This is a genomic window from Corallincola holothuriorum, from assembly GCF_003336225.1.
GTDB lineage: Bacteria > Pseudomonadota > Gammaproteobacteria > Enterobacterales > Neiellaceae > Corallincola > Corallincola holothuriorum.
The window spans coordinates 84,030-109,016 of the sequence record NZ_QPID01000013.1; the positions used below are offsets into that span (position 1 = coordinate 84,030).

At 50.0% G+C, this 24,987-nt stretch carries 20 protein-coding genes and 2 tRNA genes; 5 read left to right on the forward strand and 17 right to left on the reverse strand.

The features are described 5' to 3' along the window. Window positions 1–44: 44 nt before the first annotated feature. Window positions 45–446, forward strand: coding sequence for a hypothetical protein (locus DU002_RS17800; RefSeq protein WP_114339802.1), 402 nt, complete (start codon window positions 45–47; stop codon window positions 444–446). Between the two features lie 80 nt (window positions 447–526). Here the strand turns inward: DU002_RS17800 and purL are convergent, their stop codons facing one another. Beyond that, the gene (gene purL / locus DU002_RS17805) at window positions 527–4,420 is read right to left on the reverse strand and encodes a phosphoribosylformylglycinamidine synthase (protein ID WP_114339803.1); all 3,894 of its coding nucleotides are present in this window, start codon (window positions 4,418–4,420) and stop codon (window positions 527–529) included. A 127-nt stretch (window positions 4,421–4,547) separates the two neighbouring features. On the opposite strand from purL, the gene mltF reads away from it, so the two are divergent. Together mltF and DU002_RS19400 are read left to right on the forward strand one after the other, a co-directional pair. Then, on the forward strand, window positions 4,548–6,104 hold the full coding sequence (mltF, locus tag DU002_RS17810; RefSeq protein WP_114339804.1) for a membrane-bound lytic murein transglycosylase MltF: 1,557 nt from the start codon (window positions 4,548–4,550) through the stop codon (window positions 6,102–6,104). Between the two features lie 75 nt (window positions 6,105–6,179). Next, the gene (locus DU002_RS19400; RefSeq protein ID WP_158538133.1) at window positions 6,180–6,323 is read left to right on the forward strand and encodes a hypothetical protein; all 144 of its coding nucleotides are present in this window, start codon (window positions 6,180–6,182) and stop codon (window positions 6,321–6,323) included. Here DU002_RS19400 and tadA read toward each other — a convergent pair whose 3' ends face one another. The 3 genes from tadA to guaB form a co-directional block, all read right to left on the reverse strand. Continuing rightward, on the reverse strand, window positions 6,324–6,839 hold the full coding sequence (gene tadA / locus DU002_RS17815) for a tRNA adenosine(34) deaminase TadA (RefSeq protein ID WP_114339805.1): 516 nt from the start codon (window positions 6,837–6,839) through the stop codon (window positions 6,324–6,326). 133 nt (window positions 6,840–6,972) lie between these two features. Beyond that, entirely contained in the window at window positions 6,973–8,550 is a 1,578-nt protein-coding gene (gene guaA, locus DU002_RS17820) for a glutamine-hydrolyzing GMP synthase (protein ID WP_114339806.1), read from the reverse strand. Window positions 8,551–8,626: 76 nt separating this feature from the next. After that, window positions 8,627–10,096 carry an IMP dehydrogenase gene (guaB, locus tag DU002_RS17825; protein WP_114339807.1) on the reverse strand — a complete coding sequence of 490 codons (1,470 nt, stop codon included), beginning with the start codon at window positions 10,094–10,096 and terminating at the stop codon, window positions 8,627–8,629. A 188-nt stretch (window positions 10,097–10,284) separates the two neighbouring features. On the opposite strand from guaB, the gene xseA reads away from it, so the two are divergent. Both xseA and DU002_RS17835 read left to right on the forward strand, forming a co-directional pair. Then, window positions 10,285–11,631, forward strand: coding sequence for an exodeoxyribonuclease VII large subunit (gene xseA / locus DU002_RS17830; RefSeq protein ID WP_114339808.1), 1,347 nt, complete (start codon window positions 10,285–10,287; stop codon window positions 11,629–11,631). A gap of 26 nt (window positions 11,632–11,657) precedes the next feature. Next, window positions 11,658–12,272: a flavin reductase family protein gene (locus tag DU002_RS17835; protein WP_114339809.1), complete on the forward strand. Its 615-nt coding sequence runs from the start codon at window positions 11,658–11,660 to the stop codon at window positions 12,270–12,272. A 51-nt stretch (window positions 12,273–12,323) separates the two neighbouring features. On the opposite strand, the gene fbp is transcribed toward DU002_RS17835, so the two are convergent. The 13 genes from fbp to secG form a co-directional block, all read right to left on the reverse strand. Further along, window positions 12,324–13,322 carry a class 1 fructose-bisphosphatase gene (fbp, locus tag DU002_RS17840; RefSeq protein ID WP_199405276.1) on the reverse strand — a complete coding sequence of 333 codons (999 nt, stop codon included), beginning with the start codon at window positions 13,320–13,322 and terminating at the stop codon, window positions 12,324–12,326. 168 nt (window positions 13,323–13,490) lie between these two features. Then, window positions 13,491–14,357: a 1,4-dihydroxy-2-naphthoate polyprenyltransferase gene (locus DU002_RS17845; RefSeq protein WP_114339811.1), complete on the reverse strand. Its 867-nt coding sequence runs from the start codon at window positions 14,355–14,357 to the stop codon at window positions 13,491–13,493. Beyond that, window positions 14,357–15,253 (reverse strand): lipoprotein NlpI, encoded by an 897-nt coding sequence (gene nlpI / locus DU002_RS17850; RefSeq protein WP_158538135.1) that lies wholly within the window; start codon window positions 15,251–15,253, stop codon window positions 14,357–14,359. Before nlpI ends, DU002_RS17845 begins: the two co-directional genes overlap by 1 nt. A gap of 112 nt (window positions 15,254–15,365) precedes the next feature. Then, entirely contained in the window at window positions 15,366–17,495 is a 2,130-nt protein-coding gene (gene pnp, locus DU002_RS17855; protein WP_114339813.1) for a polyribonucleotide nucleotidyltransferase, read from the reverse strand. A 178-nt stretch (window positions 17,496–17,673) separates the two neighbouring features. Beyond that, window positions 17,674–17,943, reverse strand: a complete 270-nt coding sequence (gene rpsO, locus DU002_RS17860; protein WP_114339814.1) for a 30S ribosomal protein S15 — start codon at window positions 17,941–17,943, stop codon at window positions 17,674–17,676. A 97-nt stretch (window positions 17,944–18,040) separates the two neighbouring features. After that, complete coding sequence (gene truB, locus DU002_RS17865) at window positions 18,041–18,982, reverse strand: tRNA pseudouridine(55) synthase TruB (protein WP_114339815.1); 942 nt, start codon at window positions 18,980–18,982, stop codon at window positions 18,041–18,043. Then, entirely contained in the window at window positions 18,982–19,377 is a 396-nt protein-coding gene (rbfA, locus tag DU002_RS17870) for a 30S ribosome-binding factor RbfA (RefSeq protein WP_114339816.1), read from the reverse strand. The genes truB and rbfA overlap by 1 nt, the downstream gene beginning before the upstream one ends. A gap of 95 nt (window positions 19,378–19,472) precedes the next feature. After that, window positions 19,473–22,136 carry a translation initiation factor IF-2 gene (infB, locus tag DU002_RS17875; RefSeq protein ID WP_114339817.1) on the reverse strand — a complete coding sequence of 888 codons (2,664 nt, stop codon included), beginning with the start codon at window positions 22,134–22,136 and terminating at the stop codon, window positions 19,473–19,475. Between the two features lie 26 nt (window positions 22,137–22,162). Continuing rightward, window positions 22,163–23,668, reverse strand: coding sequence for a transcription termination factor NusA (gene nusA, locus DU002_RS17880; RefSeq protein WP_114339818.1), 1,506 nt, complete (start codon window positions 23,666–23,668; stop codon window positions 22,163–22,165). A 28-nt stretch (window positions 23,669–23,696) separates the two neighbouring features. Further along, complete coding sequence (rimP, locus tag DU002_RS17885; RefSeq protein WP_114339842.1) at window positions 23,697–24,155, reverse strand: ribosome maturation factor RimP; 459 nt, start codon at window positions 24,153–24,155, stop codon at window positions 23,697–23,699. 160 nt (window positions 24,156–24,315) lie between these two features. Continuing rightward, window positions 24,316–24,392, reverse strand: a tRNA-Met gene (locus DU002_RS17890). Between the two features lie 88 nt (window positions 24,393–24,480). Continuing rightward, window positions 24,481–24,566, reverse strand: a tRNA-Leu gene (locus DU002_RS17895). 7 nt (window positions 24,567–24,573) lie between these two features. Beyond that, window positions 24,574–24,924: a preprotein translocase subunit SecG gene (gene secG / locus DU002_RS17900; protein WP_114339819.1), complete on the reverse strand. Its 351-nt coding sequence runs from the start codon at window positions 24,922–24,924 to the stop codon at window positions 24,574–24,576. Window positions 24,925–24,987 lie beyond the last annotated feature (63 nt).

A 24,987-nucleotide genomic window follows, 5' to 3' on the forward strand; every position in this document is an offset into this window, starting at 1 on the left:
TTAAGACTATGCTTGTTAGGAGACAACCTGATGACATAGCCGTTATGCACCGACATTTAGCCATACTCCTCCTCTTCCTGTTAAGCCATACGACTCATGCAGATGAACCGCTCTACCTCAGGTGTGACTGTAACTGGTGGCAAGCGCTACCTGAGTACCAGATGCAGCAAGTTGGCAGCGCAAACCTTTATCGCACAGAAATTGAGATTAAGAACGCTAGCTTCCCAATCAACTTTAAGCTGGTTGATGTGAACTACACACCCGGTAGCAATTTTGGCTATCTCAACCCCACCGATCGGGTCATCACCATGGGCAGAGTAGTTAAAGCAACACCAGATGCAGTCAAAGAAAATTTCGAGTTCATGCCGCCCGCACCTGGGACCTATCAGATATTCCTCGATCTCGATGGCAAAACCCCCATGGTATTTATATCCAAGGCGATCTAAGTGAATAACATCAATAAAGCCCCGGCAATAAAAAAGGGCCCTAAGGCCCTTTCTTCTTACTTAGCATTAACGCCAGCAAACTAACCAACAAACTTACGAGCGTTGCGGAACATACGCATCCAGGCGCTGTCCTCGCCCCAAGAATCTGGGTGCCAGGAGTTAGCCACGGTACGGAACACACGCTCAGGGTGCGGCATCATGATAGTGACTTTACCGTCATTACTGGTTAAACCGGTAATACCGCCTTCAGAGCCGTTCGGGTTAGCCGGATACTGAGTCGTATACTGACCATAGTTATCGACATAACGTACCGCCACTAAGCCACTTTCCAAGACTTTCTGCGCCCCATCAGCAGCGGCAAATTCCGCACGACCTTCACCGTGGGAAACAGCAATAGGCATACGGGCGCCACCCATCTCCTGGAAGAACACAGAACGGCTGTCCTGCACTTCAACCAAACTAAAGCGGGCTTCAAAACGTTCCGACTCATTGCGAACAAAGCGTGGCCACAAGTCAGTGCCTGGGATCAGCTCTTTCAGGGTCGAAAGCATCTGACAGCCATTACACACACCTAGCGCAAAGCTATCGTCGCGGGCGAAAAAGCGACTAAACATCTCTCTCGCCTGCGAGTTAAATAGAATAGATTTTGCCCAACCTTCGCCAGCGCCTAAAACGTCGCCATACGAGAATCCACCACAAGCAACCAAGCCTTTGTAGTCTTCAAGCTTAATCCGACCAGCCAGTACATCGCTCATGTGAATATCGATGCTTTCAAAGCCGGCACGGTCAAACGCGGCCGCCATCTCTAACTGTGAGTTAACGCCTTGCTCACGTAAAATTGCCATTTTCGGCTTCACGCCAGTGGCGATATATGGCGCAGCAACATCTAAGCTCGGATCATAGGGTAATGACACGTTCAAACCAGGATCTTTTACATCCTGCTTCGCTTGGAACTCCTGCTCAGCACAGGCTGGGTTGTCCCGCAGCTTTTGCATGCGACGAGTCGTTTCAGCCCACACGGTACGCAGGTGCGTACGAGTACTGTTTAACACCTCAACACCCGCACGGCTAAAGCTGACACTATCTTCTGCCGACACCTCACCAATGAGGTGGGTTGCTGCCGCTAAGCCGTGTTCAGCAAACACCGCCAGCACCGCGTCGCGTTCGCTACGCTTAATTTGAATAACCGCACCCAGCTCTTCACTGAACAAGGCAGCCAGATCATTGCCGCCCAGCGCATCCAACGCAACGTTAGCACCACAATGTCCCGCAAACGCCATCTCAGCCACTGTGACAAATAGGCCACCGTCAGAGCGATCGTGGTAAGCCAGCAGCTGACCGTCAGCAACCAGCGCCTGCATCGCATTGAAGAAGCCCTTCAACAGTTCAGCATCATCAACATCAGGCGTATCGTCACCCAGTTGTTTATAGACCTGCGCCAGACAAGAGCCACCGAGGCGGTTCTTACCAAGTCCCAGATCCAACAGTAAGAGATCGGTCTCACCTGCGTCAGTAACCAGTTCAGGTGTCACTGTTGAACGGATATCTTCCACCCGACCAAACGCGGTGATCACTAGGCTCAACGGGGAAGTCACGGCACGCTCTTCACCGTCCTGCTGCCACTTAGTCTTCATCGACATGGAGTCTTTACCGACCGGAATCGTTAGCCCCAATGTCGGACACAGCTCTTCACCAATCGCTTTTACCGCATCGTACAGGCCCGCATCTTCACCTGGGTGACCTGCAGCTGACATCCAGTTGGCAGACAGTTTGATATGTTTAAGATCGCCAATCTGCGTTGCCGCAATATTCGTCAGTGATTCCGCCACAGCCAAACGTGCCGATGCCGCGAAATTCAGCAGTGCCACCGGCGTACGCTCACCGATCGACATAGCTTCACCGGCATAGGTATCAAAACTGGCGGCGGTAACCGCACAATCTGCGACAGGGATCTGCCAAGGGCCGACCATCTGATCGCGGGCAACAAGACCTGTCACCGAACGGTCACCAATAGTGATAAGGAAGGTTTTCTCGGCGACCGTTGGCAAGTTCAGCAGACGCTCTGCTGCATCCAGCGGGTCAACGCCATCCAAAGCCAAGGCCTGACCACTGGCTTGCAAACGTTGCACATCACGATGCATCTTAGGTGTTTTACCCAATAACACGCTCAATGGCATATCAATAGGGTTATTCCCAAAATGACTATCGCTGAGGGTCAGGTGCAACTTTTCAGTGGCTTCACCAACCACCGCATAAGGCGCTCGCTCACGCTGACAGATAGCATCAAACTGCGCCAGTTTTTCTGCAGGCACCGCCATCACATAACGTTCTTGCGATTCATTACACCAGATCTCAAGCGGGCTCATGCCGGGCTCATCGTTGGGTACACTGCGCAATTCGAACTTACCGCCACGCTCACCGTCATTAACCAGTTCAGGCAGGGCGTTAGACAAACCACCCGCGCCCACATCATGGATAAATACGATAGGGTTTTCATCACCCAGCTGCCAGCAGCGATCGATCACCTCCTGACACCGGCGTTCCATCTCAGGGTTTTCACGCTGAACAGAAGCAAAATCTAGATCTTCTGAAGATTGTCCCGATGCCATAGAAGAAGCGGCACCGCCACCCAAGCCGATATTCATCGCTGGGCCACCGAGAACAATCAGCTTTGCGCCGACCGGGATCTCTTTCTTCTCAACATGGTCAGCACGAATATTACCCAAACCACCGGCCAGCATAATCGGCTTATGGTAACCACGGATCTCTTCTCCGTTATGGCTTACCACCTGCTCTTCATAGGTACGGAAGTAGCCTAGCAGGTTCGGGCGACCAAACTCGTTATTAAAAGCGGCGCCACCCAGAGGACCTTCCAACATGATATCGAGTGCAGAAACAATACGTCCCGGCTTACCAAAATCCGTTTCCCATGGCTGTTGATAACCAGGGATCCGGAGGTTTGACACGGAGAAGCCAACTAAACCAGCTTTCGGTTTAGAGCCAATACCGGTCGCACCTTCATCACGAATTTCACCGCCAGATCCGGTCGAAGCACCCGGCCATGGCGAGATAGCAGTCGGGTGGTTATGGGTTTCCACTTTACAAAGAATATGGATATCTTCGACATGATAAGCGTAAGCTTTAGTTTCCGGATCAGGGAAGAAACGGCCTGCTTTTGAGCCGGCAAACACTGCAGCGTTATCTTTATAAGCAGACAACACGTAATCGTTATGCTGCTCATAGGTATTTTTGATCATCTTGAAAAGCGACTTCGGCTGCGCTTCTCCATCAATGGTCCAATCCGCATTAAAAATCTTGTGACGACAGTGCTCGGAGTTCGCCTGAGCAAACATATAAAGCTCAATATCGTTTGGATTGCGCCCTAAAGCCTGAAAATTCTCAACCAGATAATCAATTTCATCATCAGCCAATGCCAGGCCCATAGCGATATTGGCTTGAGCAAGCGCATCACGACCACCGCTCAATACATCCACCGAATTCAATGGTGCCGGCTGATCGTGGCGGAACAGAGCCGTCGCATCGTCAAGTTGTTCGAATACAACTTCCATCATACGATCATAGATAAGGCCTTGAACCTCTAGCCACTGCGCAGCGGACAACTCGGCGCTGGTAGCAACGTAGTAAGCCATACCACGTTCCAATCGCACGATCTGATCCAGACCACAGTTTTGAGCAATATCTGTCGCTTTAGACGACCAAGGCGATATGGTGCCGGGACGAGGAGTCACCAACAACAGCTTACCTTCCGGCGCGTGTTCAGCAATGGTTGGGCCGTAGGTCAGAAGCTTTTCCAGCTTAGCCAGCTCGGCTTCTGACAGTGGCGACGTCAACTCCGCAAAATGCATATACTCAGCGTAAATGCTTGTTACGGGGAGTTTTTGGCTGCGACAAGCATCCAATAACTTGTTGATACGAAAGTCTGACAACGCGGGGGCACCACGAAGGATTTGCATACGCTTACTCACCTGGCCGAAGTTAGGGGGGTTGAACTAAGGAGGCGTATTATAGTGAAAAGTGTGGCCGTTGATAAGCGCTAGAAGGAAGCTGGGCGCATTCGTTTTCATCTGGTATAAGTTAAGTATGGAAATTACTCGTCAGAAAAGCTCGGAGTCGTCAGTTAGCAGTCGTCTGTTTCGCGGATGGAAACGACAGATCCTGCTAGTTAGCCTATTTCTGACATCGCTGCTGTTATTAGGCTGCGATCCGACGCAACCAGACAAAACACACCTGCAACAGATTTTGGATCGGGGTGAGTTACGTGTGGGCACGATTTATTCGAGTACCACATACCTGTTTGGCCCGAACGGCCCTGAAGGCATCGATTACGAGTTAGCAAAACAACTTGCCGATTACCTTGGCGTCGAACTTAAGATGGTACCTAGCTATACCATTGATGATCTGTTCACCCAATTGAATGCAGGCCGTGTCGACATCCTCGCTGCAGGCTTGGCAGTCACAGATCAACGACGAGAGTTTTATAGCTTCTCCCCCGCCTATCAATGGATCAGCCAAAAGGTTGTTTATAAAAAGGGGCGTAAACGCCCACGCAACCTTGGCCAATTAGACGGTGTTATTCGCGTCATCGCCAACTCCAGCCATGCCGAAACACTCGAAAGGTTTAAAACCGATTATCCGAATCTTGATTGGGAAGTCACCACAGAGCATGACAGTGAAGAGTTAATGCAGAAAGTGTTGGCTGGCGATATCGACTTTACCATCGTCGACTCAAGCCAACTGGATCTGTTCCGTCGCTATCACACCGAACTCTCCCTCGCTTTTACTGTAGTCAAAGAGCAGCCCGTGGCCTGGTTGATGCAAAAAGGCAATAATGATGCATTACAAGCCGCGTTAATTGAGTTTTTCGGCGAGATGCAGTCAAGTGGCATGATCGCCCAGCTCGAAGAGAAATATTTCGGCCATGTGGGACAATTCGATTATGTCGATACCCGAGCATTTATGCGGGCAGTAGAGCGCAAGTTGCCGTCAATTAAGCCGATGTTTGAGCAATATGCGGCAGAACTTGATTGGCGTCTGCTGGCAGCGCAAAGCTATCAAGAATCCCATTGGAATCCCAATGCCCGCTCCCATACCGGTGTTCGTGGGTTAATGATGTTGACCCTTAACACTGCCAAACAATTGAAGATAGAAAATCGTCTCGACCCTGAATCCAGTATCCGCGGCGGCGCTATCTATCTCGAACAACTATTACAACGGGTGCCCGAAAAGATCGCCCCCCACGAGCGAATTTGGTTTGCCTTAGCTGCTTACAATGTGGGCATGGGGCATGTCATCGACGCGATTAAATTGACTCGTGCCCGTGGCAAAGATCCCTATAGCTGGACTGACGTTAAAACCACACTACCGCTACTGCGGAAGAAAAAATGGTACAAGCAGACCCGCTATGGCTACGCCCGCGGAGAAGAGCCCGTTGCTTATGTGGATAACATTCGCCGCTACTACGACGCTTTGGTTTATATCGAGGATAAAAAAGCAGCGGCAGATCGCCTAGCCCAACAGAAAGAGAAATTTAAGCAACTCACCGCAGGTATCAAGGAGTATGATGGTGACGCTGTAGACAACAAGGTGGCAGAAAAGAGCGCACCAGAAGAGCAGCTAAAAGCAGTGCCTGAACGCTAAACAGCAGATTAATAAAAGTGTCACACAAGATTGTTAGTTTAGACACTTGTTCAGCACTTATTAAGGAGTGCCACCATGAAACAAGTAAAACGCCTCAGCTCTCAGAGCACCCGACGCCATTTGGCCACTAAGCGCAGCCATAAAAAAGTGATGGCAAGATCACGCAAGTTCTATCTACAAACGCAGGTCGTCCAGATTCTGGATGTCGTTCACACCTAATTAGTCGGCTGCCGATTGTTGCTGGCGAGCCAATTTTTCCGCCCTTTTTGCCGCTCGGCGCTTACGAAAAAAACCGCTGAGCTGTTCACTGCATTCCCCAGCCAAAACGCCTGCCACCACCTCAATTTGGTGGTTCAAGTTGCCATGCCGAGTAATATCCATAATCGAACCGGCCGCACCAGTTTTCAGATCTGCCGCACCAAAGATCAACTGCCCAACTCTGCCGTGCACCATCGCGCCAGCACACATCACGCACGGCTCAAGCGTGACGTACAATTGCGTATCCAGCAGACGATAGTTACCGATCGCCCTTCCCGCCGCTTGTAAGGCCATAACCTCAGCATGGGCTGTCGGATCATTATTGAGGATCTGTTGATTCCATCCCTCAGCGATCACCTCCCCACGATAAACCACAACCGCACCGACAGGAACTTCACCCAACGCTTCCGCATGGGCAGCAAGTGCCAATGCGCGGCGCATGAATTTTTCGTGGATCTCATTCGAGATTTCAGACATTCGTTGCTCTGACATAAATAGCGAAGCCAATAATTAAAAAAATTTCCAAAGCATGAACTATCACTGACGCCAAACATATCGTCATAAAAAAGCCGGCATTTCCGCCGGCTAATTCAACCTCATCGCAGGAAAGCTATTCCCACTCGATGGTTGCAGGCGGCTTACCGGAGATGTCGTATACCACACGAGAGATACCATCGATCTCATTGATAATGCGGTTAGATACCTTACCCAGGAAGTCGTATGGCAAATGTGCCCAATGCGCAGTCATAAAGTCGATGGTTTCCACCGCACGCAGTGATACCACCCAATCATATTTACGACCATCCCCCATCACCCCCACAGAGCGCACAGGCAGGAACACGGTAAATGCCTGACTGACTTTGTGGTACAGATCAGCAGCGTGAAGCTCTTCAATAAAGATAGCGTCCGCGCGGCGCAGCAAGTCACAATACTCTTTTTTCACTTCACCAAGTACCCGAACGCCAAGACCAGGCCCAGGGAATGGGTGACGATAAAGCATGTCATAAGGCAGGCCTAATTCCAGGCCAATACGGCGCACTTCATCTTTAAACAGTTCACGCAAAGGTTCAACTAAGCCCATCTCCATATCGTCAGGCAAGCCGCCAACGTTATGGTGAGACTTAATCACATGAGCCTTACCCGTTTTTGACGCCGCTGATTCAATCACATCAGGATAGATAGTGCCCTGGGCGAGCCATTTAGCATTCGCCAGTTTGTTGGCTTCTTCATCAAACACTTCGATAAAAGTATGGCCAATGGATTTACGTTTTGCCTCAGGCTCGTCAATACCAGCCAGGTTATTGAGGAAGCGGTCTTCGGCGTCAACCTTGATGATATTGAGACCAAAATGGTCACCGAACATCTCCATCACCTGCTCGCCTTCATGTAAGCGCAGCAAACCATTGTCGACAAATACACAGGTCAATTGCTTACCGATAGCTCGGTGCAACAGCATTGCTGTCACTGACGAATCAACACCGCCGGATAAACCGAGGATCACCTCATCGCTACCCACCTGCTGCTTAATCTGCGCCACTGCGTCTTCAATAATGGATGACGGCGTCCACAACTTCTCGCAACCACAAGTGTTGATCACAAAGTGTTCCAGCATACGCTGGCCTTGGCGAGTGTGGGTGACTTCAGGGTGGAACTGCACGCCATAGAATTTTTTCTCTTCATTGGCGATTGCTGCATGGGGGCATGAATCCGTACGGGCGATGGTGCTAAAACCAGCAGGTGGCTGCCCCACTTTATCACCGTGGCTCATCCATACATCTAACAAGGCATTGCCGTTCGCGCCGACATGATCTTCGATATTGTGCAGTAACTGGCTATCAGCAATCACTTCCACTTGTGCGTAACCGAATTCGCGATGATCAGAGCCAACCACCTCGCCACCTAACTGCGCTGTCATTGTCTGCATGCCATAACAGATCCCCAATACAGGAACACCGGCGGTAAACACATAATCAGGGGCTTTCAGACCAACATCATTGCCGACACTCTCTGGGCTACCGGACAGAATGATACCCCGCGGATTGAACTCGCGGATCTGCTCTTCCGTGACATCACAAGACCAAAGTTCGCAGAATACGCCAATCTCACGGATACGGCGGGCGATCAGTTGGGTGTACTGTGAGCCAAAATCAAGGATCAATATACGATGGTCATGAATGTTCTTAGTCATGGTTTTCCTGCTATTCGGAAAATGAAAATGGGCTGACACAGAGTCAGCCCAAGCAACAAAATAGTAATGCTAAAGTTTAACCCATACGGTAGTTGGGTGCTTCTTTAGTAATAGTCACATCATGTACATGAGATTCACCCATACCAGCACTGGTGATCTTCACGAATTCAGCTTTCGTGCGCAGTAGCTCGATTGAGCCACAGCCAGTCAAGCCCATGCAGCTGCGCAGGCCACCCATCTGCTGATGGATAATGTTTGCTACTGCACCTTTGTAAGGTATGCGCCCTTCGATACCTTCCGGTACCAATTTATCCGCCGCATTATCCGTTTGGAAATAGCGATCTGATGAACCTTGAGTTTGCGACATGGCACCTAATGACCCCATACCACGGTAGCTCTTAAACGCTCGCCCTTGGTACAGCTCAATTTCGCCAGGAGCTTCATCTGTACCAGCAAACATAGAGCCAACCATCACACAACTAGCGCCAGCAGCTAAGGCCTTAGCAATGTCTCCGGAGAAACGGATACCACCGTCGGCAATCACTGGAATATTGCGATCTTTCAATGCTTCTACGGCATCAGAAACCGCGGTGATCTGAGGTACGCCAACACCGGTAACGATCCGAGTGGTACAGATAGAACCGGGACCGATCCCGACTTTAACAGCACTCACCCCGGCATCAGCCAGTGCAACAGCACCTGCAGCTGTTGCTACGTTACCGCCTACAATCTGTAGATCAGGGTATTTAGCACGGGTTTCGCGAATACGTTGCAAAACACCTTCTGAGTGACCATGTGAAGAATCAATCAATAGCACATCAACACCGGCGTTAAACAAGGCTTCAATGCGCTCTTCGTTACCCGCACCGGCACCTACTGCGGCACCAACACGCAAGCTTCCATCGCTATCTTTACAGGCGTTTGGCTTACGTTCCGCTTTTTTGAAGTCTTTTACTGTGATCATACCGTTCAGTTTGAAGGCATCATCAACCACGAGAATTTTTTCTAGTCGATGCTCATGCATCATGTGGTGCACTTCATCAGCTGTCGCATCTTTATGGATGGTCACCAGACGCTCTTTTGAAGTCATCACGTCAGAGACCTTTTTATCCATGTCAGGCTCGAAACGCACATCTCGGCTGGTAACAATGCCGACTAGATTGTTTTCACTGTCAGTGACCGGGAACCCTTTAAAGCCGTGCTGAGCAGAAAGCTCTTTCAACTCACCGATAGTCAAGTCAGGGTGCACAGTAACAGGATCAGCAACCACACCACTTTCGAATTTCTTCACTTTGCGTACCATCGCCGCCTGGGCTTCGATACTCATGTTTTTGTGAATAAAACCGATACCCCCTTCCTGAGCCAAAGCAATTGCTAAATTGGCTTCAGTCACGGTGTCCATAGCCGCCGAGACCATAGGCACGTTGAGACTAATAGTACTAGTCAGCTGGGTATTGAGCGTGGCCGTATTAGGCAGCACGGTAGAATGTGCAGGGACGAGTAAAACATCGTCAAATGTGAGCGCTTCTTGGGCAATTCTTAGCATCGCAACTATACCTGAAACCAGTTGAAGGAGGTTGATTAAGTTGCGGCCGGATTCTACCCTAAGGCAACTATCGAGTAAAACTATTTTGTGATCTAACGCAAGATGATAATAGGTCAGTTTTGCTGATAAACTAGCTTACGTGTCAGCTTTTGTTGCCACCTGTTCTTTTCCGCAATCATAAGAATCCGATGTCCAATCAAAAAGTATTCTCTGTCTCCACCCTCAACCGCTGTGCCCGCCAATTACTGGAAGAGGGGTTGGGTACGGTCTGGTTACAGGGCGAGTTATCAAACTTTGTCGCTGCTGCATCCGGTCATTGGTACTTCAGCCTGAAAGATGAGCGGTCTCAGGTCAAAGGCGCCATGTTTCGCGGTAAGAACCGCTTAGTCAGCTTGAAACCCAAGAGCGGCCTGCAGGTGTTAGTCAGAGCCCAGGTCAGCCTGTATGAACCCAGAGGCGACTATCAGCTAATCATTGAGCAGATGGAGGACGCTGGCGAAGGAGTCCTAAAACAAAAGTTCGACCAACTGAAGCTGGCACTCGCCGCAGAGGGGCTGTTCTCAACCGAGCACAAACAAGCGATCCCGGCGCACCCTATTAGCGTTGGGGTGATTACTTCTGCCACCGGTGCAGCCATCCATGACATTCTTTCGGTCCTGAAGCGGCGTAACCCGGCTATACGGGTGGTACTTTACCCGACTCAGGTACAGGGCGACACAGCGGCAGCACAGATCGCTGAAGCGATTCTCACCGCTAATCGACGTAACGAGTGTGACCTACTCATTGTCGGCCGGGGCGGCGGTTCACTGGAAGATCTCAGGGCCTTTAATGAAGAGGTGGTTGCTCGAGCCATTTATCAAAGCCAGCTGCCTATTATCAGTGCGGTCGGCCATGAGATTGATACCACCATTGCCGATTATGTCGCAGATATGCGCGCCCCGACCCCCTCAGCGGCAGCTGAATATGTCAGTGGTGATCAACAACACCAACGGCAGCAGTTGTCACAACTGTCGCTGCGCTTAAAACAAGCTGTTAGTCGTCTGCTACTGCGGGATAGCAACAAACTGCAACAACTGCAGCGTAACCTGCAACTCAACCATCCCGATCGTCGTCTGCAACAACAGACACAGCGTCTTGATGAGCTAAGCCGACGCCTACTGCACACGGGAAACCAAGGCATAGCGCATGCATCGCAACGCTATGCTCAACTCGCCCAGCGCTTACAACGCTCGGATCCTGCCTATCGGCTCGAACACCTGAAAACCAGACAACAACAGCTAACGCAGCAGCTCACCAGCAACATGCAGCGCCATTTGCAGATGCAACGCAACCAATGGCAGCACCAGTGTCAAGAACTGTCGCTGGTCAGCCCGCTAGCGACTCTCAATCGTGGTTACTCCATAACCCGGGACCAGCAAAGCCAGCAAGTGATCAAAACAACCACTCAGGTGATGGTTGGACAGCAGATAAACTCACAGCTCAATGACGGTAGCGTTGTGAGCGAAGTTATCGCCATTCAAGCGAACGCGGAATAATAAAAATTTAACGGGGATTGTAGACAGTGAATATCGACTTTTCTCAGCTCAGTGGCAGTGAGATCTACCACATTATGACCCAGACTATCGTACCCAGACCTATCGCTTGGGTGCTAACTGACAGCGGCGAACAGAACTACAACCTGGCCCCTTTTTCATATTTCAATGCCATCTGCAGCACGCCACCACTAATAATGTTTTCTGTTGGTAAAAAACCCGATGGCAGCGATAAAGATACGCTACACAACATTCAACGCAACAAACAGTTTGTTGTGCATATTCCAGGTGCCGAGATGGCGGCGACGGTCACAGAAACAGCAAAGTCCCTGCCCCACGGAGAATCTGAGCTCAACCTCAGCCAGCTCGCCACCGAGCCATTCACTGATTTTCCCCTGCCAAGAATTAGTCAATGCAAACTGGCGATGGCCTGCTCATTGTTCCAAATACAAGCCATTGGCGATGTACCGCAACAACTGGTTTTTGGCAAAGTTGAACAGCTCTATATCAACGACGCCGTGGCCAAAGAAGATAACAAAGGACGGCTCAAAGTAGACGCGATGGAGCTAGATCCACTCGCCCGCCTAGGAGCCAATGAATATGCCAGCTTAGGTGATAGCTATAGCCACACGCGCCCTAAGTAACGCGAAGGAAGAGAGCGCTAGGCGCCTTTCCTTCATCGATGACCTTTGCGACTAGCCAAACTCCTTGATCAGATCTTCGACAGTTTTCACCATATTCGTTGAACCAACAAAAAATGGCGTACGCTGATGCAGCTCCGTCGGCTTAATATCAAGAATACGTTGATAGCCGTCGCTAGCGCGGCCTCCAGCTTGCTCGACGAGATAGGCAATCGGATTACATTCATACAATAAGCGCAGCTTACCGTTTGGATTTTTCATTGTTGAGGGGTATAGGTAGATCCCTCCTTTCATCAGGTTGCGGTGGAAGTCCGCCACCAGAGAGCCAATATAACGGGCAGTAAAGGGACGATGTGTCGCTTCATCTTCTGCTTGGCAATACTTGATATACATCTTCACGCCATCGGGGAATTTGATGTAGTTGCCTTCGTTAATCGAATAGATCAGGCCATCTTCCGGTGTGCAGATATTTTCATGGGAGAGTGCAAACACGCCAAGCGAGGGATCATAGGTAAAGCCATGGACACCATGGCCAGTGCTATACACTAAAACTGTCGAAGAGCCATAGATGATATAACCAGCGGCCACTTGCTGATTACCTGGCTGGAGAAAATCTTCCAGTGTCACCGGCGTGCCCCGCGGCGACACCCTTTTATAAATCGAGAAGATAGTACCGATAGAGACGTTAACATCAATATTTGAAGATCCATCCAGCGGATCGGTCAGCACCACATACTTAGCGTTGTTATTTACCTCAGAGTCAAAAACAACATAATCCTCTTCCTCTTCTGAGGCCATACCACACACTTCGCCACGCGCTTCTAGCGCCGCTTTGAATTTCTCATTGGCATAGACATCGAGTTTCTGCTGCTCTTCACCCTGAATATTCTGCTCACCCACGGCGCCGGTGATATCGGCCAATCCCGCTTTATTGACCTCACGATTGACCACTTTAGCCGCCAACCTTATGGCACTCAGCAGACCGGTGAGATCACCGGTCGCCTCTGGAAAATCGGCCTGCTTCTGAACGATAAACTCTCCGAGGGTGATCATTTTCTGCATTTTCTTCTCTCCGTAGGGCCTTTGGTGAGGCTTGTTGTTTTATTAACCATGTACAACAAATGGAGATTTAGCAACTGGTCTGGCCAGATAATTTGAGCTAGAAGGGCCGGAAAGGTGTCCGTCAGCATTGACGAAATGTTGAGGCTGCAGGGTAAAAAACTAAATAGTAAAGTAAAAACAGCTGAGTACAGCGAGCCAGAGCGAATAGAAAGAGGTCCAGCCCAATAAGGGATTAAGTGCCTGAGCTTGACGCTTCAGCAGCTGGCTAATCAGCCATACGGCGACAAAAACCGTCGCTATCCACAAGCTCAACCAAACAACGACGTTTAGCTGATTAATGGTCAATGCTAATGGCAGTAACAAGGCTGCACTATACAAAACAACGCTGTTTTGCCGGCCAATACGCACCGGCAAGGTCTTTTTCCCTGCCGCCGTATCTGTCGAAATATCGCGGATATTGTTCACCAACATAATGGCACAGACAGGAAGCCCCACTAACACAGCGGCTAACCAGGCGGCTTTCGACATCAGCTGAGTATGCATAAAGTAACTACCGACCACCGCAACCACACCGAAAAACAGAAATACCGTGATCTCTCCCAGACCTAAACTGGCCAAGGGCCTCGGACCACCACTGTACAGGTAGGCAGCGATAAGACTGGCGATCCCCACGGGCAACAACCAAAGGGAGCCGAACACCACGATATAGAGTCCAGCAAGGCTTGCCGCCAACGCACTTAACACCATAGCCGCTCGCATCTGACCATGGGTGACTAAACCAGACTGGGTCGCACGCTGAGGCCCCACCCGTGCATCGGTATCAACCCCGGTAAGCGCATCAAAATAGTCGTTGGCGTAGTTGACAAAAATTTGCAGGGCTAGGGCGCAAAGTAAACTGGCGAGCAATAAACCGCTCTGCAGTTGGTCCTCAAGGTACGCCAACCAATTACCGACGATTAAGGGAGCAAGTGAAGCCGGCAAGGTACGAGGCCTTGCCGCTTGAAACCAAACAAAAAGCTGACGCATCAAGAGCCCTGCTGTTCACTCCAACGTTGCTGCAGTAGATCAAGCTCTAACAGAGCAAACCTGTGCTCCACGTATTCATATATATTGGTGGCAATGGTGAGCTTCAAGAACGTCAAAGCTTGGGTATCCTTACCTTGCGCCAAATAACTCTTCGCCAGATAAAAATATGCTTCGCACAGCCGCTCGCTCATGCTGCTATTGTCATCCCAGTCTTGTTGCGCAAGCTGCAACAACTCAGCTTCGTCAATCGTACCCAATAGGTAGTTAGTAAGTTGCGTCGACCACTGATTATCATCGAGCTTGGCACGATTAAACTGTAGGCGTGCCAGCGCTTCTGGCTGTGACAGACGACTCTCTGCTAAATAGAGCCAAATAGCACGATAAGGATCCGACGTATCACGCTGCAAGAAAGACTCAAGATCTTCTACCGCTAGGTCATCTCGACCGGCGTAATAGAGTGCTATCCCCCGATTAAGGAAGGCATAGTCATGCTCTGGATCGAGCTCTAACGCAGAATCGAATGCTTGGAACGCATCTTCATACTGCTGGGTCTGGATAAAATAGATCCCAAGGCGGTTGTAGGCTTCCGCCATATCAGGGCGAAGATCGAGTGCTCGTTGAAAATCTAATTGTGCCAACCAGCGCATTCCTAAACGATCGTAATGAACACCACGTTGGTAAAACAGATAGGCTCGCTGGTCATCTTCATGATCAGGCATCGCCAGTAGCTGAGAAATCTTCGCTACCGTGAACTGATCTCTTGCCTTCGGCTGTTCTGGCTCAGCCAATACCAACGCTGGACCTTCAGGCTCAGGTGCCTGTGTACTGGCACAAGCACTTAAACCTAAAGCCATCAGTAAACACCAGCCAACGCGTAACTTCCGCGAATAATTCATCAAAATCTGTCCTTGCTTCAAACCTTGGCCGCAGCCCATTGCGCTATCCTAGCAGGAAGCAAACAAAAAGGGAGCGCAATGCGCTCCCTTTTTTCTCAACAGTTAGACCGACTTAGGCGTCAGCTTTATCTTCTGCTGGCTTCTGTTCCGCAGCAGGCGCTGCTTCTTTGATACTTAAACGTACACGGCCTTGACGATCAATTTCGATCACTTTAACCGGTACTTTCTGACCAACTTCCAGATAATCAGCCACTTTCTCAATACGCTCAGCAGCGATTTGAGAAATATGGACCAAACCTTCTTTGCCCGGAAGAACGCTCACAAAAGCACCAAAATCAACGATACGTACCACAGTACCTTCGTAGATGCGGTTAACTTCTACTTCTGCAGTGATCTCTTCGATACGACGGATAGCTTCTTTCGCCGCTAAACCATCAGTGGCAGCGATCTTGATAGTGCCATCGTCAGTGATATCGATGCTGGTACCCGTTTCTTCGGTCAGAGCACGGATAACTGCACCACCCTTACCAATTACGTCACGGATCTTCTCCGGGTCGATCTTGATAGTGTGGATTCGCGGTGCAAAATCAGATACATCATCACGGTGACCGCCAATGGCTTCGTCCATCACAGACAGGATGTGCAAACGAGCACCTTTTGCCTGATTCAAAGCGATCTGCATGATCTCTTTAGTGATACCTTCGATCTTGATATCCATCTGCAGTGCTGTCACACCACCGTTGGTACCAGCCACTTTGAAGTCCATATCGCCAAGGTGATCTTCATCACCCAAGATGTCAGACAGAACAACGAAATCGTCGCCTTCTTTCACCAAGCCCATCGCGATACCCGCAACAGAGGCTTTGATAGGAACACCTGCATCCATCAGCGCCAACGAAGTACCACAAACTGAAGCCATTGAGCTTGAGCCGTTAGACTCGGTGATTTCAGAAACCACACGCACAGTGTACGGGAACTCTTCTTCGTTAGGCATAACCGCAGCGATACCACGCTTAGCCAAACGGCCGTGGCCAATTTCACGGCGCTTAGGAGAGCCAACAAAGCCAGCTTCGCCCACACAGTATGGAGGGAAGTTGTAATGCAGCATGAAACGGTCCGTACGCTCACCCAGCAAAGAATCGATATTCTGAGCATCACGAGCGGTACCAAGCGTAGTCGTCACTAATGCCTGAGTCTCACCACGGGTGAATACTGCAGAGCCGTGAGTACGTGGCAACACACCAGTCATGACATTAAGGGCACGAACCATCTCTGGGTCACGGCCATCGATACGTGGCTCACCAGCGATAATACGGTTACGTACAACCGCTTTTTCAATTTTGTACAGTAGTTCAGAAACAGCGCGCTCATCAACGATGGCGTCTTCACCCGCTTCTTCAACAATGGCCGCTAACGCCGCGGATTTAACAGCTTTTGCAGCCACTTGGCGCTCAAGCTTGTCAGTGATCTTATATGCATCACCAAAACCAGCTTCAGACAAAGTTTTCAGTTTGCCGAACAGGGTTTCGTCTTTTTCTGGTGCAGTCCAATCCCAAGCAGGGGTGGCTACTTCAGCTTTAAATTCATTGATTGCAGAAACAACGTTCTGCATCTGGTCATGGCCATAAACAACCGCTTCCAGCATCACTTCTTCAGAAAGCACGTCGGCTTCTGATTCAACCATCAGCACAGCGCTTTCGGTACCGGCAACAACCAGGTCCAATTTGCTATTAGCCAGCTCTGACTCCAATGGATTCAATACGAACTCACCATCGATGTAACCAACGCGGGCACAACCGATAGGACCATTGAAAGGGATACCAGAGATAGACAGGGCTGCAGACGTACCGATCATAGCTACAACATCTGGGTTAACTTCTGGGTTAACCGAGATAACTGTCGCTATCACCTGCACTTCATTCATGAAGCCTTTAGGGAAAAGCGGACGAATTGGACGGTCAATCAGGCGAGCTGTCAGTGTTTCACCTTCAGAAGGACGACCTTCGCGCTTGAAGAAACCACCAGGGATCTTACCAGCAGCATAAGTACGCTCCTGATAGTTCACCGTCAGCGGGAAGAAGTCACGACCTTCGCCGCTATCTTTAACACCAACCACACTCACGAGAACCGTGGTGTCATCCATAGAAGCCAATACAGCGGCTGATGCTTGACGTGCAATAACGCCAGTTTCCAGGGTGACAGTATGTTGACCATACTGAAATGTTTTTATAATGGGATTCACTTGTGTAATTCCTTAATCTATTTTTTCTTTATGCCGTTTTATAGCGGGCGTAATTATACTGGATCCGGCTGTTCTGCCTAGTGAAATGACCCGAATAACTGCAGGAAAGTAAAAATTTAACCGTAAAAACAAAAAAAGAGCCTTATCGGCTCTTTTTTTAACTCGGTCGTAACACGTCTTAGCGACGCAGACCCAGTTTTTCGATCAACGCCAGGTAACGTTCGTTGCTCTTACGCTTCAAGTAATCCAGTAACTTACGACGCTGGCTTACTTTACGCAACAAACCTTGACGGCTGTGGTGATCGTGGATGTGTTCTTTGAAGTGACCCTGCAGCTGGTTGATATCGAAAGTCAGCAGAGCAACCTGAACTTCAGGTGAACCCGTATCGCCTTCGCCACGGCCAAATTCTGCAACCAGTCTTGCTTTTTCTTCAGTACTTAGTGACATCACTATTCTCCAATTTAATAACGTTCCCCCCAATCACTAATTCAGCGGGGAACTGAGGGCGCGTATTCTAACGACCCCCATGGCTGAACGCAAGGGCTCAGCAGTTAGGATTTTGAATTAATCGCTTAGGTGCCACTCGGCCGTCTTCATCGATCTGACCAAGGCCAACAAAACGCCGCTCTTCGCCAACAAAGACCCGTACCAAGCCATGAGCCGGGGCTTTGGGTACTTGTACCGGCTGACCATTAAGCAAATAGCCTGCAACTTCGGGTAGCAAGGAGACTTCCGGCAGATCAGCGACAGGGCTATCCGCAGCCATCAACAGCGGATCCAGCAGGGTCGAAGGCTCAACCTCCTGCTCACGCGCCTGTTCCAATAGCGCTTCCAGCTGTTCCAGCGTCACCATATTGGCATAGGGGTAATCTCTGACGGCCGTGCGGCGTAACGAAGCAACGTGAGCACCACAGCCCAGCAGTTCACCAAGGTCATCCACTAAACTGCGGATGTAGGTCCCTTTTGAGCAATGCACTTCCAGTGATACTTCATCACCTTCAAAAGCAAGAAGTTTGAGCTCAAAGATGGTAATAGGTCGGGCAGGACGTTCAATTTCGATACCTTGGCGAGCATACCAATAAAGCGGTTTGCCTTCGTGCTTGAGCGCCGAGTACATCGAAGGGACCTGATTGATATCACCACGAAAGGGTTCCAGTGCTTTTACGAGCTCAGCTTCAGATACGTCCACCGCACGCTCAGCAACCACTTCGCCATCCGCGTCGGATGTCGTCGTACGGATCCCTAGCTTCGCCGTCACAACGTAACGTTTATCGGAATCGAGCAGGAACTGACTAAACTTGGTCGCTTCGCCGAGACAAATAGGTAGCATGCCGGTAGCTAACGGATCCAGCGCACCGGTATGCCCCGCTTTCTGAGCAAAAAAGATACGTTTAACACGCTGTAAGGCATGATTGGAAGAGAGGCCTAACGGTTTATCCAGCAATAATACGCCGTCAACAGCGCGGCCTCGGGTACGACGTGCCATTACTCTTCGCTCTCGTCTTTCTTATCTTCACCACGACGAAGTTCATCGTTTTTTACTGCTTGAGAAGCCAAACTAGAGAGACGCATCCCTTCCACTAATGACTTATCAAATTGAAACTTAACTTCAGGCGTGACACGCAGTTTCACCGCACTGCCTAGCAGCATGCGTATCATTTTCTTATGATCTTCCAGCGCTGCCATTGCGCCATCAATCTTCTCCTGTTCATCAAACAGGAAGGTGACAAACACCTTGGCATAGGCCAGATCTCGGGACATTTCGACATCAGACACGGTGACCATACCCAATCGATCATCGCGGATCTCGCGTTGAAGGATCATTGCAATGGCTTGCTGTACCTGCTGTCCAACGCGAAACACGCGGTTGGAATTTGCCATATTATAATTGCCTCTTAATACAAATGGGTTGAGAGCCTTCGCCCTCAACCCATTTCATTACACTTTAAAAGTGACAGTGACGACCTTGCGCAGTATTACAACGTACGCTTAATCTCAACCGTTTCAAATACTTCGATCTGGTCACCGACTTTAACGTCATTATAGTTTTTAACGCCGATACCACACTCTACGCCGTTACGAACTTCATTCACATCGTCTTTAAAGCGGCGCAGTGATTCCAGCTCACCTTCGTAGATAACCACGTTTTCACGCAGTACTCGAATTGGTGCGCTGCGCTTAATGATACCTTCGGTCACCATACAGCCAGCAATCGCACCCAGCTTCGGTGACTTAAACACATCACGAACTTCAGCCAGACCAATGATCTCCTGCTTGTACTCAGGCTTAAGCATACCGCTCATCGCCTGGCGTACTTCATCAATCACATCGTAAATCACGCTGTAGTAACGTAAGTCAATGTTCTCGGCATCAACCACTTTACGGGCTGAAGCGTCGGCACGAACGTTAAAACCAACAACAATAGCGTTGGAAGCCGCAGCCAGTGTCACGTCAGTCTCAGTAATACCACCTACGCCATTACCAATAATCTTCACTTTAACTTCGTCGGTAGATAGCTTAGCTAGTGACTCGCTGATCGCTTCCAATGAACCTTGAACGTCGGCCTTAAGCACCAGATTAAGTTCAGAAACTTCACCCTCTTCCATGTTAGCGAACATGTTTTCAAGCTTAGCCTTCTGCTGACGCGCTAGTTTCACATCACGGAACTTGCCTTGACGATAAAGCGCCACTTCACGGGCTTTCTTCTCATCTTTAACAGCCGTGGCTTCATCGCCCGCTGATGGCACACCACTCAAGCCCTGGATCTCAACAGGGATCGACGGACCTGCATCGGTAATGCTGCGACCTAACTCATCCTTCATCGCACGGATACGGCCATACTCAAGACCACACAGAATAATGTCACCTTGACGTAACGTACCCTGCTGAACCAATACTGATGCGATAGGGCCACGGCCTTTATCAAGGCGTGATTCAATCACGATACCACTTGCCAGACCTTCCGGATTTGCTTTCAACTCCAGAACTTCGGAAACCAGCAATATAGCTTCTAGCAGTTCATCAATGCCTTCACCAGACTTCGCCGATACATGAACGAACTGTGTATCGCCGCCCCAGTCTTCAGGCAAAACGTCTAGCTGGGCTAGCTCGTTCTTAACACGATCAGGATCCGCTTCTTCTTTATCAATCTTGTTAACCGCAACAACGATTGGTACATCTGCGGCACGCGCGTGTTGTACAGCTTCTTTTGTTTGCGGCATAACGCCATCATCAGCAGCCACAACAAGTACAACGATATCCGTCGCCTTAGCACCACGAGCACGCATAGAGGTAAACGCTGCGTGGCCCGGTGTATCCAAGAAGGTGACCATACCGTTATCAGTTTCGACGTGATAAGCACCAATGTGCTGGGTAATACCGCCAGCCTCACCATCTGCAACCTTGGCATTACGGATGTAATCCAACAGCGACGTCTTACCATGGTCAACGTGACCCATGATAGTCACAACAGGCGCACGCGTAATCGCTTCACCAGCGTCAGAAGTCGCTGCAGCCATTACCTGCTCTTCCAGTTCGTTCTCTTTTACTAGAACAACTTTGTGACCCATCTCTTCACAGACAAGGGCTGCAGTTTCCTGGTCGATAACCTGATTAATAGTCGCCATAGCGCCCATTTTCATCATAGTCTTAACGACTTCAGCACCTTTAACAGCCATCTTATTGGCTAGTTCAGCCACGGTAATCGCTTCACCGATGCGAACATCACGTTCTACCGGTGCCGCTGGCTTGGTGAAGCCGTGTTGCAGGGCTGTCGGTGCAGGTGTATTGCGACCGCCACGACGGCCTCTATGAGAAACAGCCGGCTGCGCCTTTTTCTTTTTCCGACGACGTGAGCGCTGTTCTGCTTGCTCATCCTGCTTATCTTCGGCTTCCTGCGCATAGCGGTTGGAGTGAAGATGAACATCTTCTTTCTCTTTTGCTTTACGCGCTTCCTCTTCTTTCTTCCAGCGCTCTGAATTTTCTTCAGCAAGGCGTTTGGCTTCTTCCGCTTTGGCGTCCGCTTCTGCTTCGGCTTTACGGCGTAACTCTTCGTCCTGCTTAGCTTTCAAAGCAGCTTCTTCCTGACGAGAGGCTTCTTCAGCTGCACGCTCTTCAGGGCTCTTATTCGCTTCTTCAGCTGCGCGACGCTTAGCATCTTCAGCCTTACGCTTGGCTTCTTCTTCCTTGCGCTTGGCATCTTCAGCCTTGCGTGCAGCCTCTTCTTCCTTACGCTTGGCTTCTTCCTCTGCCTTACGCTGTGCTTCAGCCGCTGCCGCTTGTTCAGCTTCCAGGCGGGCTTTCTCTTCAGCCTCCTGGCGTGCTTGTTCTTCAACTGCACTACGCTTCACATACGTGCGCTTCTTCCGCACTTCAACCTGAACGGCCTTAGCTTTACCGCCAGCACCGCCGCTTGGTACGCTCAAGGTTGACTTAGTCGTACGACGTAATGTCATACGCTTAGGCTCACCAGCGTCCCCGCCATGCTGCTTATGCAAATGAGAAAGCAGCGCCTGCTTCTCATCTTCAGTTACCGAATCACTCTCTGATTTAACCATGCCCGCATCAGCAAATTGCTGAAGCAAGCGGTCAACAGGTGTGTTGATCTCACTGGCAAGTTTATTGACTGTGACTTCTGCCATTACCTTCACTACCTCCGTTGCACCGCTTAGTTGGCTTCATCTTCACCAAACCAACAGATATTTCTAGCGGCCATAATTAACTCGCCAGCACTCTTAGCATTTAACCCATCTATATCGAGGAGATCATCAGTGCCTTGTTCAGCCAGATCTTCCAGGGTACAAACGCCTTTGCTCGCGAGTACATAGGCCATGTGTTGTTCCATACCTTCGAGGTTCAGCAGATCTTCTGCCGGCTCAGCCCCTTCGAGGCTTTCCTCTTCCGCCAGAGCTTGCGTGGTCAGTGCATCTTTCGCACGGGTACGCAGCTCTTCGACCAGATCGTCATCTAGCCCTTCGATTTCAAGTAACTCTGCGGCCGGAACATAAGCAATCTCTTCCAGCGTACTGAAACCTTCATCTGCCAACAGGGCAGCAAACTCTTCATCGATACCCAAACCATCAACAAACACCTTAATAACAGATGCAGCTTCCGCTTGATGCTTGGCATTCATATCTTCTTGCGTCATCACATTCAGTTCCCACTCAGTCAATTGACTGGCAAGACGAATGTTTTGACCGTTACGACCAATAGCCATGGCTAAATTATCAGCTTCCACAGCGACATCCATGGTGTGCTTGTCTTCATCAACTATGATGGAAGCAACATCCGCAGGCGCCATGGCATTAATAACGTACTGCGCGGCATTGTCATCCCACAGCACAATATCAACACGCTCACCGCCAAGCTCACCAGAAACCGCTTGGACACGACTACCACGCATACCAACACACGCCCCCACAGGATCGATGCGGCGGTCATTGGTTTTCACCGATATCTTCGCTCGTGACCCAGGATCGCGTGCGGCGGCCATGATTTCAATCATCTCCTCGCCGATCTCTGGCACTTCAATGCGGAACAGTTCAATCAGCATTTCAGGGCGGCTGCGGCTTAAGAATAACTGAGCACCACGGGCTTCAGGACGAACAGAGAACAATAAGGCTCTTACCCGATCGCCAGGACGGAACGTCTCACGTGGCAACATCTCTTCGCGATACAACACAGCTTCTGCGTTGCTACCCAAATCAATAATCACGCTATCGCGATTCACTTTCTTGACCACTCCAGTGACTAACTCACCTTCCTGATCCTGAAATTGCTCAACAACCTGCGCACGCTCTGCTTCACGTACCTTCTGAACGATAACCTGCTTTGCAGTTTGCGTCGTGATACGGTCAAACTTAACCGACTCAATCTGCTCTTCAACATATTCGCCAGGAGTTATCTCCGGCTCATCCACCTGCGCAGCAGCTAACGTGATCTCGGCGTATGGATTTTCTAATCCGCTGTCTTCAAGTTCGACTACAAGCCAACGGCGATAAGTATCGTATTGACCCGTCTTACGGTCGATCTCAACACGTACTTCTATATCACCTTCATATTTCTTTTTTGTTGCGGTGGCCAGTGCTATCTCTAGCGCCTCGAAGATCTTTTCCCGCGGTACTGCTTTTTCGTTGGATACTGCGTCAACGACCAGCAAGATCTCTTTGTTCATCTCGAATGCCTCGCTTCGCCAAGTCCCATCAATCAAAGATAGGGACAATGTTGCCCTTTCGTACGTTATTCAACGCAATCAGAGCCTCTTCGCCATCTACTTTCAACGTCAGGGTATCACCCTCTACCGCCAGCAAATCGCCGGTAAATTTTCGCCGCCCATTAACAGGCAACACGGTCTGTAAACTCACTTTTTGTCCAACCACTGCTTCATAATGGGCGCGCTTGAACAAAGGACGAGCCATACCCGGAGAAGAAACCTCCAAGTTATATTCGCCCGCAATAGGATCTTCGACATCAAGTACAGCGCTCACTTGGCGGCTAACTTCCGCACAATGTTCAACGGTGATGCCGTCTTCATGATCGATATAGAGACGCAGCACAGAGCTACGCCCAGCACGGATAAGCTCCAGACCCAGCAACTCCAGCCCTGTCGCTTCGACAGCTGGCTCTAGCATGATGGTCAATTTTGATTCGAGCTTCGCCAAATCAGTTCTCCACAAATAAAAAAAGGGCATAACGCCCCTAGCTGATACAACCTGCGGTAGCTAACAGAGCAGTAAATAACAAAAAGCCCCGTGTCTTAGCTGCGGGGCTTAAAGCGATACCCTCTGTGCGCCGTGGGCGCTTACCTCGTTAAAGGTAAAGTGGTTGCGGGAGCCGGATTTGAACCGACGACCTTCGGGTTATGAGCCCGACGAGCTACCAGACTGCTCCATCCCGCGCCAACAAGGTCTGAATTATATTCAGCTGCCTATCCATAGGCAAGTAAGTAAATAAAAGGCCGACGAATTGTCAGCCTTTTATTGAAATTGGTGCCGAGAGCGGGACTTGAACCCGCACGTCCATAGGACACTACCCCCTCAAGATAGCGTGTCTACCAATTCCACCACCTCGGCAAACGCTTTAGTTTGGAATATCGTCCTTGGCATCTTCAGGTGCAGCGGGTGCTGCAGGAGCAACAAGCTCTTCTGCAACCACAGGCGCTTCACCACCAAGGTTATTCCAATCTTCCTCTTGCTTAACTGCATTTGCAGTTAGGTTGCCGAGCAACAAGCTAAGGATAAAAAATGAGGTTGCAAGGACAGCCGTGGTACGAGTAAGAAAATTACCTGAACCAGATGCACCAAACAAAGTACCGGAAGCACCAGCACCAAATGAAGCACCCATGTCTGCACCTTTACCACGCTGGAGCAACACCAAGCCGATAAGCGAAAGTGCTACCAACAGATACAGAACTAATAAAACCTCGTACATGCTAATCTTCCCGAAGTGCAGCCTAGCTGCGTTCCTAACAAACCACCTCATTTCAAGGCGGGC

Excerpts from the sequence above, each read along its gene's own strand:
- truB (WP_114339815.1), bottom strand. The coding sequence starts at position 18,982 with ATGGCACGTCGTACCCGAGGCCGCGCTGTTGACGGCGTATTATTGCTG.
- mltF (WP_114339804.1), top strand. The coding sequence starts at position 4,548 with ATGGAAATTACTCGTCAGAAAAGCTCGGAGTCGTCAGTTAGCAGTCGT.
- purL (WP_114339803.1), bottom strand. The coding sequence starts at position 4,420 with ATGCAAATCCTTCGTGGTGCCCCCGCGTTGTCAGACTTTCGTATCAAC.
- DU002_RS19400 (WP_158538133.1), top strand. The coding sequence starts at position 6,180 with ATGAAACAAGTAAAACGCCTCAGCTCTCAGAGCACCCGACGCCATTTG.
- nlpI (WP_158538135.1), bottom strand. The coding sequence starts at position 15,253 with ATGAATTATTCGCGGAAGTTACGCGTTGGCTGGTGTTTACTGATGGCT.
- rpsO (WP_114339814.1), bottom strand. The coding sequence starts at position 17,943 with ATGTCACTAAGTACTGAAGAAAAAGCAAGACTGGTTGCAGAATTTGGC.
- guaB (WP_114339807.1), bottom strand. The coding sequence starts at position 10,096 with ATGCTAAGAATTGCCCAAGAAGCGCTCACATTTGACGATGTTTTACTC.
- secG (WP_114339819.1), bottom strand. The coding sequence starts at position 24,924 with ATGTACGAGGTTTTATTAGTTCTGTATCTGTTGGTAGCACTTTCGCTT.
- xseA (WP_114339808.1), top strand. The coding sequence starts at position 10,285 with ATGTCCAATCAAAAAGTATTCTCTGTCTCCACCCTCAACCGCTGTGCC.
- DU002_RS17800 (WP_114339802.1), top strand. The coding sequence starts at position 45 with ATGCACCGACATTTAGCCATACTCCTCCTCTTCCTGTTAAGCCATACG.
- infB (WP_114339817.1), bottom strand. The coding sequence starts at position 22,136 with ATGGCAGAAGTCACAGTCAATAAACTTGCCAGTGAGATCAACACACCT.
- rbfA (WP_114339816.1), bottom strand. The coding sequence starts at position 19,377 with ATGGCAAATTCCAACCGCGTGTTTCGCGTTGGACAGCAGGTACAGCAA.
- DU002_RS17845 (WP_114339811.1), bottom strand. The coding sequence starts at position 14,357 with ATGCGTCAGCTTTTTGTTTGGTTTCAAGCGGCAAGGCCTCGTACCTTG.
- guaA (WP_114339806.1), bottom strand. The coding sequence starts at position 8,550 with ATGACTAAGAACATTCATGACCATCGTATATTGATCCTTGATTTTGGC.
- nusA (WP_114339818.1), bottom strand. The coding sequence starts at position 23,668 with ATGAACAAAGAGATCTTGCTGGTCGTTGACGCAGTATCCAACGAAAAA.
- tadA (WP_114339805.1), bottom strand. The coding sequence starts at position 6,839 with ATGTCTGAAATCTCGAATGAGATCCACGAAAAATTCATGCGCCGCGCA.
- fbp (WP_199405276.1), bottom strand. The coding sequence starts at position 13,322 with ATGATCACCCTCGGAGAGTTTATCGTTCAGAAGCAGGCCGATTTTCCA.